This window comes from Streptomyces sp. NPDC018045 (genome assembly GCF_044327445.1).
In the GTDB taxonomy this organism is placed as follows: domain Bacteria; phylum Actinomycetota; class Actinomycetes; order Streptomycetales; family Streptomycetaceae; genus Streptomyces.
This window is the reverse complement of sequence record NZ_JBIRFL010000022.1, coordinates 93,600-110,446: the sequence shown is the minus strand read 5'-3', so window position 1 is coordinate 110,446 and position 16,847 is coordinate 93,600. Positions and strand designations below refer to the sequence as shown.

Genomic DNA, 16,847 nt, shown 5'->3' with positions numbered 1-16,847 from the left:
CCACCGTACGGACACGCCACGAACCGCTCCGCCGTCAGCGCCGCCCGCCCCAGATACCCCCGCGCCACCCCCTGCCCGGCGATGTACAGCTCGCCCGGCACCCCCACCGGGACGGGCCGCAGGAACCGGTCCAGGGCGAAGACCTCGAAGCCGTCGCGCGGGCGGCCGATCGGCAGGACGGCGGGGGCCTGCGTGCCGGGTGCGACGGTGTGGGTGGTGGCGCACAGGGTGGTCTCCGTCGGCCCGTACAGGTGGTGCACCTCGGCGCGCGGGCAGGCGTCGGCCACCCGGGCGACCGCTTCGGCGGGCACCACGTCGCCACCGGTCAGGACGTGCCGCAGGCCCGCGAAGCACTCGGGGGTCTCCTGCGCCAGCGCCCGGAACAGCCCGGCCGTGACATGTGCCGCCGTCACCTCGTGCGTCGCGACGAGCCCGGCCAGCGTCCCGCCGTCCAGATCCAGCGCCTCCGGCGCCACCACGACGCACCCGCCGTTCAGCAACGGCACCCACAGCTCGAAGACCGACGCGTCGAAGGCGTGCGGCGCGTGGAACAGCACCCGGCCCGAGCCGATGCCGCCCCAGCACGCGTCGCGCGCGAGGGCCGCCGCGCCGCCGTGGGTCACCAGCACGCCCTTGGGCGTCCCGGTCGAGCCGGAGGTGTACATCGCGTACAGGCCGGACTGTGGTGACACGTGCGCGCGAGGCGGGGACGCGGGGAAGTTTTCGAGCGCTTCCCGCGCCCCGGCCTCGGTCACCACCAGCGCGGGCGCGGAGTCCGCCAGCAGGAACCGCACCCGTTCGGCCGGGTGGGCGGTGTCGACGGGGACGAACACGGCGCCCGCCTTGGCGATGCCGAGGAGCACGGTCACCAGCTCGGCGGTCCGCGGCAGCAGCACGGCCACCCGGTCCCCCGCGCCGACGCCCTGCCCGTGCAGGTGGTGCGCGAACCGGTTGGCGCGCGCGTCCAGTTCCCGGTAGGTCAGGGTCAGCGCGCCGGACACGACGGCGGGCGCGTCCGGGTGACGGGCCGCGACCTCCTCGAACACGGCGGGGACCGTCCGGCCGGCGGCGCCGGTGCCGGGTTTGCCGACGTTCACCCCGGAGAGGAGGTGCTCCCGCTCCCCGTCCAGCAGAATGTCCACATCGCCCACCCGGGCGCGGGCATCGTCGGCGAGTCGGCCGAACACCTCCACCAGCCGCGTGGCCAGGGCCTGTGCGGTGGCCGGGTCGAACAGGTCGGTGGCGAACTCCAGCAGGCCGTCGAGGCCGCCGCCGTCCGGGCGCTCCCGTAGCACCACCGACAGGTCGAACTTCGAGGAGGCCAGCCCCACCGGGACCACCTCGGCGCCGAGCCCGGGCGCCGTGAAGGCCGTGTCCGGCGCGTTCTGGAGGGCGAAGGCGACCTGGAAGAGCGGGTGCCGGGCCAGCGAGCGGACCGGGTTCAGTACGTCCACGAGGTGCTCGAAGGGCAGGTCCTGGTGGGCGTAGGCGGCGAGGTCGGTCTCCCGTACCCGGCCGACCAGCTCGGTGAAGGTGGGGTTGCCGCTGATGTCCGTACGCAGCACCAGCGTGTTGAGGAAGTTGCCCACGAGACCGTCGAGGTTCTCGTCGGTACGGCCGGCGACGGGCGTGCCGAGCGGTACGTCCTCGGCCCCGCCGAGCCGGGACAGCAGCACCGCGACGGCGGCCTGCGCGACCATGAACAGCGTGGCGTCGCATTCCCTGGCGATCTCCAGGAACCGCCGGTGCACAGCGGCGTCCACACGGAACGGAAGCATCGCGCCCCGGTGGCTCGCCGTGGCCGGGCGGGGCCGGTCGAAGGGCAGCTCCAACTGTTCGGGGAGGCCGGCGAGGGTACGGGTCCAGAAGTCGAGCTGCTTGCGGAAGAGACCGTCGGTGGTGTTTGCGGGTTCTTCGGCGTTCCCGGGTCCTTCGGCATTTCCGGGCTCTTGGGCGTTCCCCGGCTCTTCGGTACTTCCGGCCTCTTGGGCGTTCCCGGTCGCTGCGGCGTTTCCTGCCGCACCGGCTTCCCCGGCTTCGTCGGTGTCCTGGCTGAGCAGGTCGCGCTGCCAGAGGGTGAAGTCGGCGTACTGGACGGGCAGCGGCGCCCAGCCGGGCGCGCGGTCCTCGGCCCGTGCCGCGTACGCCGCCGACAGGTCCCGCATCAGGACGCCCATGGACCAGCCGTCGGCGGCGATGTGGTGCACCACGATCAGCAGGACGTGATCGGCGGGCGTCACCTCGAACAGCGTGACGCGCCACGGCAGTTCCGTTTCGAGCCGGAACCCCTGGGCGGCCCCGGCGGCCAGCGCCTCGTCCAGCGTCTCCTCGGTGACGGCGGTCGCGGACATCCGGGCCGGGACGGACGTCAGGATCTCCTGGCGGGCACTCCCACCGTCCTCGGGGTAGCGGGTGCGCAGCGTCTCGTGCCGGGCCACGACGTCGGCCCAGGCGGCCTCCAGGGCTGAGACGTCCAGGGCGCCGGTCAGCCGGATGGCCAGCGGAATGTTGTTGGTCGCGTTCGGCCCCTCCAGGCTGTGCAGGAACCACATCCGCTGCTGCCCGAACGACAGCGGCAGCGGATCGGGCCGGTCCACCGGCACGAGCGCCGGCCGCACCGCCTCGAACTCGTCCAGTCGCCCCGCCAGCCCCGCCACCGTGGGCGCCTCGAACAACACCCGCACCGAAATCTCCGCACCCAAAGCGGCCTTGACCCGGCTCGCCAGCCGCGTCGCCAACAACGAATCCCCGCCCAGATCGAAGAACCCGTCGTCGATACCGACCCGATCCAGCCCCAGCACCTCGGCGAACAGCCGGGAGAGAAGCTGCTCCCGCGGAGTGCGGGGCGCGCGGTCCGAGGCGGCTGCCGCGTAGTCGGGTGCGGGGAGTTCGGCCCGGTCGGTCTTGCCGTTGACGGTCAGCGGCAAGGTGTCCAGCGTGACGACGGCGGCAGGGACCATGTAGTCGGGCAGCCGCTCGGCCGCGAAGTCCCGCAGCCCGGAGGCGTCCCCGACGACGTACGCGACCAGCCGCTTGTCGCCGGGCCGGTCCTCGCGCGCCAGCACCGCGATCTGCGCCACGCCGGGACACTGCGCGAGGACGGTCTCGACCTCGGCCGGCTCGATACGGAAACCCCGCACCTTCACCTGATCGTCCGCCCGCCCCAGGAACACCAGATGCCCGTCCCGGTCCCAACGCACCAAGTCACCCGTCCGGTACATCCGACCACCACCGTACGGACACGCCACGAACCGCTCCGCCGTCAGCGCCGCCCGCCCCAGATACCCCCGCGCGACACCCCGCCCCACCACATACAACTCCCCCGCCACACCCACCGGAACCGGCCGCAGAAAAGCGTCCAGAACGAACACCCGCAGGCCGTCCCGGGGCCCGCCGATGGGGAGGGCCGAAGGCACCTTCGCCCCGGGGGCGAGGGTGAGCGTGGTGGCGCACAGCGTGGTCTCCGTGGGGCCGTACAGATGGCGCACCGTCACGCCGGGGCAGGCGTCCATGACACGCGCCACGGCTTCGGCGGGGACCGCGTCACCGCCGGTCAGGACGTGCCGGAGGTCGGCGAAGCAGGCGGGGGTCTCCTGGGCCAGCACCCGGAACAGCCCGGCCGTCACGTGCACCGCCGTCAGCGCGTGCGCACCGACCAGCCCGGCCAGCGTCCCGCCGTCCAGATCCAGCGCCTCCGGCGCCACCACCACGGTTCCGCCGTTCAGCAACGGCACCCACAACTCGAACGTCGAGGCGTCGAAGGCGTACGGAGCGTGGCACAGCACCCGTCCGGACCCGATGTCACCCCAGCAGGAGTCCAGCGCCAGCCCGGCGACGCCCCCATGCGTCGCGACCACGCCCTTGGGCACACCCGTCGACCCGGAGGTGTACATCACGTACAAGGCCGACTCCGGCGATACCTCCACCGGCAACGGGTCAGCCGAGAAGCCCGCGAGCCCCTCCGAGACCTCGGCCTCCCCCACCACCAGCACCGGAGCCGCGTCCGCCAGCAGCCACCGCACCCGCTCCGCCGGATAGGACAGATCCACCGGCACGAAGACGGCCCCCGCCTTCACGATGCCCAGCAGCGCGGTCACCAGGGCGGCGGACCGGGGCAGCGTCACCCCCACCCGGTCCCCGGCGGTCACGCCACGCGCGCGCAGCGCTCGGGCGAATCGATTCGCCCGCGCGTCCAGCTCCTCGTAGGTCAGGGACTCCTCTTCGGAGACCACCGCCGTCGCGTGCGCGTACCGCCGCGCGGTCCGCTCGAAGAGGCCGGTGACGGTCGTCGGCGCGGCGCCCGGCGCGCCGGTGTTCACGCCGCGCAGCAGCCGGTCCCGTTCGCCGTCGACGAGGACGTCGAGGTCGCCGATCCGGGTGGCCGGGCCGGTGGCCAGTTGTCCGAGGATGCGGACGAGGCGGTCGGCCAGGAGCTGTGCGTCGGCGCGGGTGAACAGGTCGGGACGGTAGGTCAGCCGGAAGCGTTCGGACATCGCGGTGAAGGTCAGCGGGTAGTGCGCGGCGTCCCGGCCGCCGACGCTCGCCAGGTTCAGGTCCCCGGAGACCGACCGTGCGGTCGTCCCGGTCAGGTCGAGGAGGTCGACGGGGTAGTTCTGGAAGACAGTCAGGGTGTCGAACAGGGTCCGGGTCCCGGCGATGCCCTGGACCTCGGCCAGGCTCAGGTGCTCGTGCGGCAGCAGGGCCGCCTGCGCGTCCTGGAGACGGGTGAGCAACCGGGCGACAGTGTCGGTGGCCGACCAGCGGGCCCGTACCGGCAGGGTGTTGATGAACAGGCCGACGGTGGTGTCGATGCCCGGTATCTCCGGTGGGCGCCCGGCCGTGGTCCCCCCGAAGACCACGTCGTCACGCCCGGTCAGCGTGCCGAGCAGCACGGCCCACGCGCCGCGCATCACGGTGCTCATGGTCACGCCGTTGCGGCGGGCCAGGCCCGCGAGGTCCGCCACCAGCGGGGCGGGCAGTTCGACCCGCACCTCGTCGGGGTCGACCGGCGCGCGGTGGCCCGTCTCCGGCGCGACGAGGGTGGGCCGCGCCCCGTGGAGCGCCTGCCGCCACGCCTCGGCGGCGGCCGCGCCGTCGCGGCGGGCCAGCCAGGCGAGGTAGCTGCGGTACGGGGTGACCGGCGGCAGGGCGTGTTCGTCGCCGCCGTTGCGGTACAGCTCGACCAGTTCGTTCGCGACGATCGAGGTGGACCAGCCGTCGCAGAGGATGTGGTGGACGGTCAGCACGACGCGGGTGCGGGTGTCGCCGACGCGGATGGCGGTCAGGCGCAGCAGGGGCGGCGCGGCGAGGTCGAAGCGCCGGATCCATTCCGCGCGCACCGCCTCGTCCAGGGCGTCCGCACGCCGGCCGGCCGGGACCGGGCGCAGGTCCAGTTCCTGCCACGGGAGGTCCGTGCGCTGCGGGACGACCTGCACCGTGTCGCCGGACTTCAGGGTGCGGAACCCGGCCCTGAGGGTCGGGTGCCGGCGCAGCAGCGCGTGTCCCGCCGACCGGAGGGCGTCCGTGTCGAGGGGGCCGTCCAGGTCCAGGACCACCTGGCCCCGGTAGATGTCCGTGGCCTCGGCGTCGTACAGGGCGTGGAACAACATGCCCTTCTGCATCGGCGCGAGAGGCCATATGTCGGCCAGTCCGGGCTTGCTCACGGCTACTTTCCCCATTCCGTTTCGAGCTGGTCGATGTCGTCCTGAGTCAGGGAGACGAGGTCGAGGTCCGACGGGGTACGGCCGCCCGCGTCCGTCTGCGCGGCGCACGCCACCAGGGCCTCGGCGGCCCGGAACCACGCGTGGCCGAGCCGCCGCATGTCGGCCTCGGAGACCAGCGCCGGGTCCCAGGCCCAGTGCGCCGTCAGCCGGGGGCCGTCGTCGGTGTCCACGGTCAGGGCGTCGAGGTCGACCGGGTGGGTGCGGACGCCTTCGGGCGGGTGGGTGTCGCCGGTGGCGGTCCACGCGGTGGCGGCCGCCCGGCGCTCGTCCGCGGCGGGGACGCGGCCGAGGTAGTTGAACAGGAGCGGTGGTGTGGCGAGTTCGGCCAGGACCGGGGCCGTGCGCGCGTTGAGGCGGCGCAGCAGGCCGTGGCCGATGCCGTGCTCGGGCACTTCCCTGACCTGCTCCTTGACGCGTTTGAGTACGGTTCCCGGGTCGGGGCCGGCGGCCCGGGCCCCGGGTCCCGCGCCGCCGGGGTCGAGCCGGAGCGGGTGGACGCTGGTGAACCAGCCGACCGTACGGGACAGGTCGATGCCGGGTGCGAGACCGGCCTCGCGGCCGTGCCGTTCGAGGTCCACCAGGACGGCGCCGGGCCGGCCGCGCCAGTCGGCGACCGCGAGCACCAGCGCGGCGAGGAGCACCTCGGTGACATCGGCGTGGAAGGCCGCCGGGACGGTGGTGAGCAGGGCCGCCGACGTGTCGGGGGCCAGGGTCATGCTCAGTGCCCCGGACCCGCCCGGTCCGGTGGGTGTCGTCGGCAGCAGCGGGGCGGTGGGCGCGCCGGTCCGTTCCCAGAGCGGCAGTTCGGCGGTCCGGGCGGGGTCGTGGGCGGCCTGGCGCAGCAGTTCGGCCCAGCGGCGGAAGGACGTACGGACCGGTGGCAGGGCCGGGGTGGTGCCCGCCTTCACCGCCTCGCGGGCGAAAGCCAGGTCGTCCAGGACGATCCGCCAGGAGGCGCTGTCCACGCAGAGGTGGTGCGCGGCGAGGAAGAGCCGGCCCGGCCGGTGCGAGCCCGTGTCGAACCACACGGCTTGCAGTACGGCACCGGAGCGCGGGTCGAGGCGGCCGGTCGCGGCGGCGCACTGCTCACGGACGATCGTCGCCGCGATCTGTTCGGCCGGTCCGGGCAGCCGTACCGTCCGCAGCAGGCCCGCCACCGGTACGGTGCCCGGCGGCCGGACTTCCAGCGTGTCGGCTCCGTCGGGGCCCAGCCGGAGCCGCAGGGCGCCGTGGTGGTCCAGGACGGCCTGGAGAGCGGCGGTGAGTTCGGCCGCGGTGAGGCCGGTGGGGGTCCGGACCATGACGGTCTGGTGCAGCGGCCCGGCCAGCGCCTGCCGGTCGGCGAGCTGCCGCATGACCGGGGTGAGGGGTACGGGGCCGTCGCCGTCGTCGTGCCGGTTCTCCTCCTCCGTGACGGGCCGGGCGGCGCGGGCGAGGCCCTCCGGGGACTTGTGCCGGAAGACGTCCGTCGCGCTGATCCGGTACCCGGCCCTGGCCGCTTGGGCGACGAGTTGCAGGGAGAGGATGCTGTCGCCGCCGAGTTCGAAGAAGTTCGCGTCCGCGCCGACGATCGGATCGGGGACATCGGGGATATCAGGGACATCGAGAACATCGGGGATGTTCGGTGCGGCGGGGACGTCCGGGGCGGCGGGGGCACCTGGTGCTCCCGGGTGCGGGACGACCGGAGCCCGGACATCGGGGTGCCGGACCGCCGGTTCCGGAACCAAGGGTTCCGGAACCGGCGGGTGCGGAACCGGCGGCTGTGCGGCATCCGGGTGCGGGGCGGGTCGAGCGCCACTCACGTCCGGAGCCGTCGGGCCCGGGGGCACGACCGCCGTGGCCGCCGCGTGGACCTCCGCCGGCACCAGTCCGAGAACCTCCGCGAAGAAGCGGCAGAAGAGCGCTTCGAGCGGCGTGCGGGGCGCGCGCCCCGCGGCGGCCGCCGTGTGGTCGGGAGCGGGCAGCGCGACCCGGTCGACCTTGCCGTTGCCCGTGATGGGCAGCGCGTCGAGGGTGACGACGGCGCCGGGGATCATGTAGTCCGGCAGCCGGTCGGCCGCGAAGTCCCGTATGCCGTCCGCTTTTCCGACGATGTACGCGACCAGCCGTTTGTCACCGGGCCGGTCCTCGCGTACGACGACGGCGGCCTGGACCACGCCGGGGCACTGCCCGAGGACGGCCTCGATCTCGGCCGGCTCGATACGGAAACCCCGCACCTTTACCTGGTCGTCGGCCCGCCCGAGGAAGACGAGGTCACCGTCCCGGTCCCAGCGCACCAGATCACCGGTCCGGTACATCCGCCCACCGCCGTACGGACACGCCACGAACCGCTCCGCCGTCAGCGCCGCCCGGCCGAGATACCCGTGCGCGACGCCACCCCCGGCCACGTACAGCTCGCCCGCCACATCCGTGGGCACCGGGCGCAGGAGCGTGTCCAGGACGAAGACGCGTACGCCGTCGCGCGGCCCGCCGATCGGGAGGACCGCCGGTGCCTTCCCGCCCGGGGAGACGGTGTACGTGGTGGCGCACAGGGTGGTCTCCGTCGGCCCGTACAAGTGGTGGACGGTGGCGCCGGGGCAGGCGTCGGCGACCCGGGCGACGGCTTCGGCCGGGACCACGTCGCCGCCGGTCAGGATGTTTTTCAGGCCCGCGAAGCAGCCGGGCGTGTCCTGCGCCAGCACACGAAACAGCCCGGCCGTGACGTGGACGGCCGTCAGCGCGTACGCATCGATCAGCCGGGCCACCGTCGCCCCGTCCAGGTCCAGCGGCGGCGCGACGACCACGCACCCGCCGTTGAGCAGCGGCACCCACAGCTCCAGGGTGGAGGCGTCGAAGGTGTGCGGGGCGTGGAAGAGCGTCCGGCCGGTGCCGATGCCGTGCCAGCGGGGGTCGCGGGCGAGGGCGGTGACGTTCGCGTGCGTCGCGAGCACGCCTTTGGGGGTGCCGGTCGAGCCGGAGGTGTACATCACGTACAGCCCGGAGTCCGGTACCACCCGCGCGGGCGACGGGACGGCCGGGAAGTACCGCAGGGCCTCCGCCACCTCGGAGCGCGTCATGACCAGGACGGGGTCGGCGTCCTCCAGCAGGAACCGCACCCGTTCGACCGGGTACGCCGTGTCGACCGGCACGGCCACGGCGCCCGCCTTGGCGATGCCGAGCAGCGCCGCGACCAGTTCCGCCGAGCGGTCGAGCAGCACCGCGACCCGGTCGCCGGTGGTGACGCCCTTCGCGTGCAGGTACTGGGCGCAGCGGTTGGCCCGCGCGTCCAGTTCCCGGTAGGTCAGGGTGCCGTCCGCGGCCTCCACCGCCACCTCGTCGCCGTGCCGCGCGACGATCCGCTCGAAGCACCGCGGCACGGTCTCGTCCCGCGGGTCCGTCCGGTGCGGCGTCAGCGCCGTCGTGACGCGGGTCCGCTCGTCCTCGCCGAGCACGTCCACCGCCCCGGCCCGTACGGCGGGGTCCGCGGTGACCTGGTCGAGCACCCGCAGCAGCCGGGCCACCAGGCGGTCCGCCGTGTCGTGGTCGAAGAGGTCGGTGGCGAACTCCAGGTAGCAGTCGAGGCCCGCGGCGGCGCCGTCGGCGTCCCGGCGCTCCCACATCAGGACCGACAGGTCGAACTTCGAGGTGGACATCTCCACCGGTATCAGCCGGGATTGCAGCCCCGGGGCGTCGAAGTGGGTCTCGGGGGCGTTCTGGAGGGCGAAGGCGACCTGGAAGAGCGGGTGCCGGGCCAGCGAACGGACCGGGTTCAGCACCTCCACCAGGTGCTCGAAGGGCAGGTCCTGGTGGGCGTAGGCGGCGAGGTCGGTCTCCCGTACCCGGCCGACCAGTTCGGTGAAGGTGGGGTTGCCGCCGATGTCCGTACGCAGCACCAGCGTGTTGAGGAAGTTGCCGACGAGGTTGTCCACGGCCTCGTCCGTACGGCCCGCGACGGGCGTGCCGAGCGGAATGTCCTCCCCGGCGCCGAGCCGGGACAGCAGCACCGCGACGGCGGCCTGCGCGACCATGAACAGCGTGGCGTCGCACTCGCGCGCGATCTCCGCCAGCCGCCGGTGCGCCGTGGCGTCCACCGAGAAGGGCAGGAACGCTCCCCGGTGGGTCGCCACCGGCGGGCGGGGCCGGTCGAAGGGCAGCTTCAGATGTTCCGGCAGGCCGGCGAGGGCTTGGGACCAGAACGTGGCCTGCCTGGCGAACAGGCCGCCGTCGGTGTCCTGGGCGAGCAGGTCGCGCTGCCAGAGGGTGAAGTCGGCGTACTGGACGGGCAGCGGCGCCCAGCCGGGCGCGCGGCCGGCGGCCCGTGCCGCATAGGCGGTGGCCAGGTCGTCGGCCAGGACGCCCATGGACCAGCCGTCGGCGGCGATGTGGTGCACCACGATCAGCAGGACGTGATCGGCGGGCGTCACCTCGAAAAGCGTGACGCGCCACGGCAGTTCGCGCTCGATCCGGAAGCCCCGCTCGACTCCGTCGGCCAGCGCCCGCCGCACGCCGTCCGCGCCGATCCCGACGATGGTGAGGTGTACGGGCACCTCTGCCGCGTCCACGATGTCCTGGCGGGCGCCTCCGCCGTGCTCGGGGTAGCGGGTGCGCAACGTCTCGTGCCGGGCCACGACGTCGGCCCAAGCGGCCTCCAGGGCTGAGACGTCCAGGGCGCCGGTCAGCCGGACGGCCAGCGGAATGTTGTTGGTCGCGTTCGGCCCCTCCAGGTTGTGCAGGAACCACATCCGCTGCTGCCCGAACGACAGCGGCAGCGGATCGGGCCGGTCCACCGGCACGAGCGCCGGCCGCACCGCCTCGAACTCGTCCAGCCGCCCCGCCAGCCCCGCCACCGTGGGCGCCTCGAACAACACCCGCACCGAAATCTCCGCACCCAAAGCGGCCTTGACCCGGCTCGCCAGCCGCGTCGCCAACAGGGAATCCCCGCCCAGATCGAAGAACCCGTCGTCGATACCGATCCGATCCGGGCCCAGTCCCAACACCTCGGCGAACAGCCGGCACAGGATCTGCTCCTGTGGGGTGCGGGGCGCGCGGCCGGGCGACTCCGCCGTACGGTCGGGTGTGGGCAGCAGGGCCCGGTCGACCTTGCCGTTGGCCGTCAGCGGCAGGTCGTCCAGTACGACTGTGGCGGACGGAATCATGTAGTCCGGCAGCCGCTCGGCCGCGAAATCCCGCAACCCGGAGGCATCCCCGACGACATACGCCACGAGCCGCTTGTCGCCCGGCTGATCCTCCCGCACGAGGGCCGCTACCTGCGCCACGCCGGGGCACTGCGCGAGGACGGTCTCGACCTCGGCCGGCTCGATACGGAAACCCCGCACCTTCACCTGATCGTCCGCCCGCCCCAGGAACACCAGATGCCCGTCCCGGTCCCAACGCACCAGGTCACCCGTCCGATACATCCGCCCGCGACCGTACGGACACGCCACGAACCGCTCCGCCGTCAGCGCCGCCCGCCCCAGATACCCCCGCGCGACACCCCGCCCCACCACATACAACTCCCCCGCCACACCCACCGGAACCGGCCGCAGAAAAGCGTCCAGAACGAACACCCGCAGGCCGTCCCGGGGCCCGCCGATCGGCAGCACCGGCGGCACCTTCGCGCCCGGCTCGACGACGAACGTGGTGGCGCACAAGGTGGTCTCGGTCGGCCCGTACAGGTGGCGGATCTCGACGCCGGGGCACGCCTCGGCGACCCGGGCGACGGCTTCGGCCGGGACCACGTCACCGCCGGTCAGGACGTGCCGCAGGCCCGCGAAGCAGTCGGGCGTCTCCTGGGCCAGCACCCGGAACAGCCCGGCCGTCACGTGGACGGCCGTCAGCGCGTGCTCGCCCACCAGACGGGACACCGTGCCGCCGTCCAAGCCCACCGTCTCGGGTGCCACGACCACCCGCCCGCCGTTCAGCAACGGCACCCACAGCTCGAACGTCGATGCGTCGAAGGCGTACGGAGCGTGGCACAGCACTCCGCCCGCGCCGATGTCACCCCAGCAGGAGTCCAGCGCCAGCCCGGCGACGCCCCCATGCGTCGCGACCACGCCCTTGGGCACACCCGTCGACCCGGAGGTGTACATCACGTACAAGGCCGACTCCGGCGTGACCACCACCGGCAGCGGCGTGGCGGCGCACTCCCCTGCGGCCGCCTCGCGCACCTCCCGCTCCCCCACCACCAGCACCGGAGCCGCGTCCGCCAGCAGCCACCGCACCCGCTCCGCCGGATAGGACAGATCCACCGGCACGAAGACGGCCCCCGCCTTCGCGACACCCAGGAGCACGACGACGAGATCCGCCGACCGGGGCAGCGTCACCCCCACCCGGTCGCCGGGGGCCACACCCCTGGAGTGCAGGTACCGGGCGAACCGGTCGGCCCGCGCGTCCAGTTCCCCGTACGTCAGCGACGTGCCGTCCGCCGTCACGGCGGTGTCGGTACGGGACCGCAGCACCGTGGCGTCGAACAGGTCCAGCAGCGTGCGGCCGCCGGCGTCCGCCGCTCCGACGTTGACGCCGGTGAGGAGCCGTCGGCGCTCCTCGGGAGCCAGCAGTTCGACCTCGCTCAGCCGCAGTTCCGGGTCGTCGGCGACCTGGTCGAGGACCGTGAGCAGCCGGGTGACCAGGCTCCGTGCACCGTCCGGGTCGAAGAGGTCGGTGGCGAACTCCAGGTAGCCGTCGAGACCGGCGCCGGCGGCCCGCTCCCCCAGGCCGAAGACCAGGTCGAACTCGACCGTGGCGGGCGGCACCCGGACCGGTGCCGCGCTGAGACCGGGCAGGTCCCACGAGGGGGTCACCTCGTCCTCCATCACCAGCAGCACCTGGAACAGCGGGTGCCGGGCGGGCGAGCGGGCGGGTTTCAGTGCTTCCACGAGGTGCTCGAACGGGAGGTCCTGGTGGGCGTACGCGGCGAGGTCGGCGTCCCGGGCGCGGGCCACCAGTTCGGTGAAGGCCGGGTCGCCCCCGGCGTCGGTCCGCAGCACCAGCGTGTTGAGGAAGAACCCGACCACGCCGTCCAGGGCCTCGTCGGTGCGGTCCGTGACGGGGGTGCCGAGGGGGATGTCCTCACCGGCGCCGAGCCGCGACAGCAGCAGGACGACCGCGGCCTGGGTGACGGTGAACAGGGTGGTGTCGCAGGCGCGGGCGAGGGCGCTCAGCCGCTCGTGCACCCGGGCGTCGACGGTGAACGGCAGCACGGCGCCGCGGTGGCTCGCGGTGGCCGGCCGCGGCCGGTCGGTGGGCAGCTCGATCTGGTCCGGCAGGCCGGCCAGGGCCTCGGTCCAGTGGGCGAGTTGCGCGTCGAGCAGGCCGTTGCCGCCGGCGCTGTCGCCGTCGAGGAGCGCGTGCTGCCACAGGGTGAAATCGGCGTACTGGACGGGCAGCGGCGCCCAGGCGGGCGCGCGGCCCGCGCTCCGCGCCGCGTACGCCGTCGAGAGATCGCGCGCGAGGACGCCCATCGACCAGCCGTCGGCGGCGATGTGGTGCACGACCACCAGGAGGACGTGGGCGTCGGCGGACAGGGTGAACAGGGCCGCCCGCCGGGGCGGTGCCGTGTCGAGCGCGAACCGGCGGCCGATGTGCTCGGCCAGTACGGTGTCGAGCGTTTCCTCGGTGGCGGGGACGACCGGCAGGTCGGGAGTGTCCGGCCGGTCCCCCGGCTCCGGCCGGCCCGCGTCCAGCACCAGTTGGTGCGGTACGCCGTCGCGCTCGGGGAAGACCGTGCGCAGCGGCTCGTGCCGGGCGATCACGTCCGCCCAGGCGGCGCGCAGCGCGGGCAGGTCCGGGCGGCCGGCCAGCCGGACGGCCATGGCCATGTTGTAGGCGCCGCCGGTGTCCTCCAGCCGGTTCGCGAACCACATGCGCTGCTGTCCGAACGACAGCGGCAGGACCTGCGGCCGCCGCGCCGCGACCACGCGCGGGCGGCCGGCGCCCAGTTCGTTCAGCCGCCCGGCCAGCCCCGCGACCGTGGGCGACTCGAACATCACGGTGAGGGGGATCTCGACGCCCAGGGCGGTACGAGCCCGGCTGGTCAGCCGCATCGCCAGGAGGGAGTCGCCGCCCAGGCCGAAGAACCGGTCGTCGACGCCGACCCGGTCCAGGCCGAGGACCTCGGCGAACAGCCGGCCCAGGATCCGCTCCTGCGGGGTGCGGGGCGGGCGGGCGGAGGTGGCGGCCGCGTGGTCGGGGGCGGGCAGCGCGGCCCGGTCGACCTTGCCGTTGGTGGTCAGCGGCAGCGCGTCGAGGGGGACGACGGTGCCGGGGACCATGTAGTCCGGCAGCCGCTCGGCGGCGAAGTCCCGTAGCCCCGACGCGTCACCGACGACGTAGGCGACGAGGCGTTTGTCGCCCGGCCGGTCCTCGCGGACGACGACGGCGGCCTGGCGTACGCCCGGGGCCCGGCCGAGGACGGCCTCGACCTCCGCCGGCTCGATCCGGAAACCTCGGACCTTTACCTGGTCGTCGGCGCGGCGCAGGAACACCAGGTCGCCGTGCCGGTCCCACCGGACGAGATCGCCGGTACGGTACATCCGCCCGCCGCCGTACGGGCAGGCGACGAAGCGTTCGGCGGTGAGCGCGGGGCGGTTCAGGTAGCCGGGGGCCACGCCCCGCCCCGCGACGTACAGTTCACCGGCGACGCCGACCGGTACGGGGCGCAGGGCCCGGTCCAGGACGAAGACCCGTACGCCGTCGCGCGGCCCGCCGATCGGGAGCACCGTCGGCGCCCGCCCGCCCGGGGGGACGGTGTAGGTGGTGGCGCAGAGGGTGATCTCCGTCGGCCCGTACAGGTGGTGCAGCGTGGCGTCCGGGCACGCCGCGGTGACCCGGGCGACGGCTTCGGCGGGCACCACGTCGCCGCCGGTCAGGATGTGCCGCAGGCCCGCGAAGCAGTCGGGGGTCTCCTGGGCGAGCACGCGGAACAGCCCGGCCGTGACGTGGACGGCCGTCAGCGCGTGGGCGTCGATCAGCCGGGCCAGGGCGCTCCCGCCGAGGTCCGTCTCCGGTGCCACGACCACACACCCGCCGTTGAGCAGCGGTACCCACAGTTCGAACGTCGAGGCGTCGAAGGCGTGCGGGGCGTGAAAGAGGACGCGCCCGGTGCCGATGTCGTCCCAGCACGTGTCGCGGGCGAGGGCCGCGACGCTGCCGTGGGTGGCGGTCACGCCCTTGGGCACGCCCGTCGAGCCGGAGGTGTACATCACGTACAGGCCCGACTCCGGCGCGATCCGTACCGGGAGCGGCGTGACCGGGAAGTCCCGCAGGGCGGCTTCCCGGGTCGCCTCCTCCGCGCTCACGACCAGCGTGGGGGCGGAGTCCGTCAGCAGGTGGCGCACCCGCTCGGCCGGGTAGGCCGGGTCCACCGGCACGGCCAGCGCGCCGGCCTTGGCGATGCCCAGGAGGGCGACGATCAGCCCGGCGGAGCGGGGCAGCACGACGCCGACGCGGTGGCCCGGCCGCACCCCCCCGGCGTGCAGGTACCGGGCGAACCGGTTCGCCCGTGCGTCGAGTTCACGGTACGTGAGGGTGTCCGTGCCGGAGACGACGGCGGCCGCGGCCGGGCAGCGGGCGGCGACCTCGGCGAACCGTGCGGGCACGGTGGTGTCCGGGGCGGCCCGCGGGCCGGTGTTCACCTCGGTCAGCAGCCGTTCCGCCTCACCGTCGAGCAGCACACCGACCTCGCTCGCCCGCAGCGCCGGGTCCGCCGTCACCTGGGCGAGGACCGCGGTGAGTCGGGTTGCCAGCAGGGCGGCCGTCTCCCGGTCGAAGAGTTCCGCGTTGTGCCAGAGTCCGCCGTCGATGCCGCGGGGCCGCCCGTCCGCGTCACGGCGTTCGGTCAGGTTGAGATAGAGGTCGAAGAGGCCGAACGTCAGGTCGTCGCGCGCCGCCTCGATGCCGACCCGCTCCGGTACGGCGGTCAGTCCGGGCAGGTTCCAGGCGGAGCCGGGCGAGTCCTCCATCACCAGCAGCACCTGGAACAGCGGGTGCCGGGCCAGCGAGCGGTCGGGGTTCAGTACGCCGACGAGGTGCTCGAAGGGCAGGTCCTGGTGCGCCTCGGCGGTGCGTTCCGTGTCCCGGACCCGCCGTACCAGGTCGGTGAAGGCAGGGTCACCGGTGAGTTTCGTGCGCAGGACGAAGGTGTTGGCCACGAATCCGACGAGCTCTGCCAGGGTCTCGTCGGTGCGCCCGTCGACCGGGGAGCCGATGGGGATGTCGTCGCCGGCGCCCAGCCGCGAGAGCAGTACGGCGAGGGCGGCCCGCACCACCATGAGCGGGGTGGCGCCGCAGCCGTCCGCGATCTCCAGGAGGGCTTGATGGACACCCGGCGGGATGCGGACCGGCACCGAACTCCCCTCGTGCCGGGGTTCGGCGGGACGCGGCCGGTCGCAGGGCAGGTCGAGCTGGGCCGGCAGCCCCGCCAGGGCCTGGCGCCAGTAGGTGAGCTGCCGCCCGTACACGCTCTGCGGGTCCTGCTCCGCGCCGAGGAGTTCCTGCTGCCGCCGGGCGAAGTCGGTGTACGCGACGGGCAGGGGTGGCCAGTCCGGCGCCCGGCCCCGGGACCGCGCCGCGTACGCCCGGGACAGGTCACGGGCCAGGATTTCCAGGGACCGGCCGTCCACGGCGATGTGGTGCACCACCAGCAGCAGGACGTGCTCGCGGGGGGCCAGGGCGTACAGCGTCGCCCGGCACGGCGGTTCGGTGCGCAGGTCGAACTCCCGGCCCGCCTCGGCGGCGAGGGCCGTGGCCAGTTCCTCCTCGGAGACGCCGCGTTTCCCGAGCCCGGCCGGCGGTTCGTCCCGTACCCGCTGCCACGTCTCCCCGTCCGCCTCGGCGAAGACCGTGCGCAGCGCCTCGTGGCGCCCGACGACGTCGGTCCACGCCGCCTCCAGCGCCGACGGGTCCAGCCCGCCGGCGAGCCGGACCGCCATGGCCATCGTGTACGCGGCGCCCGCGTTCTCCAGCCTGTTGACGAACCACATCCGCTGCTGACCGAACGACAACGGAATCCCCGTCGGTTCCGTCCGGTCACCGCGGTTATTCCGGTTTCCGCGCACGCCGAGCTCCCCCCGTGGAATTGCAACGCCGCGCAACCACACCGTTATCCGGGGCGCGCGGCGGCAGCTCTTGCGGCGAAGATACCCGTAA

Annotated in this window: 2 protein-coding genes; both read right to left on the bottom strand. The window is 74.0% G+C overall.

Annotated features, from left to right (window positions below):
* The coding region (locus ACH4EB_RS31270) for an amino acid adenylation domain-containing protein (protein WP_398351441.1) at positions 1–5,678 on the bottom strand (5,678 nt) is incomplete at its 3' end.
* Positions 5,666–16,702 (bottom strand): amino acid adenylation domain-containing protein, encoded by an 11,037-nt coding sequence (locus ACH4EB_RS31265; RefSeq protein WP_398351440.1) that lies wholly within the window; start codon positions 16,700–16,702, stop codon positions 5,666–5,668. The genes ACH4EB_RS31270 and ACH4EB_RS31265, both read right to left, overlap by 13 nt.
* Positions 16,703–16,847 lie beyond the last annotated feature (145 nt).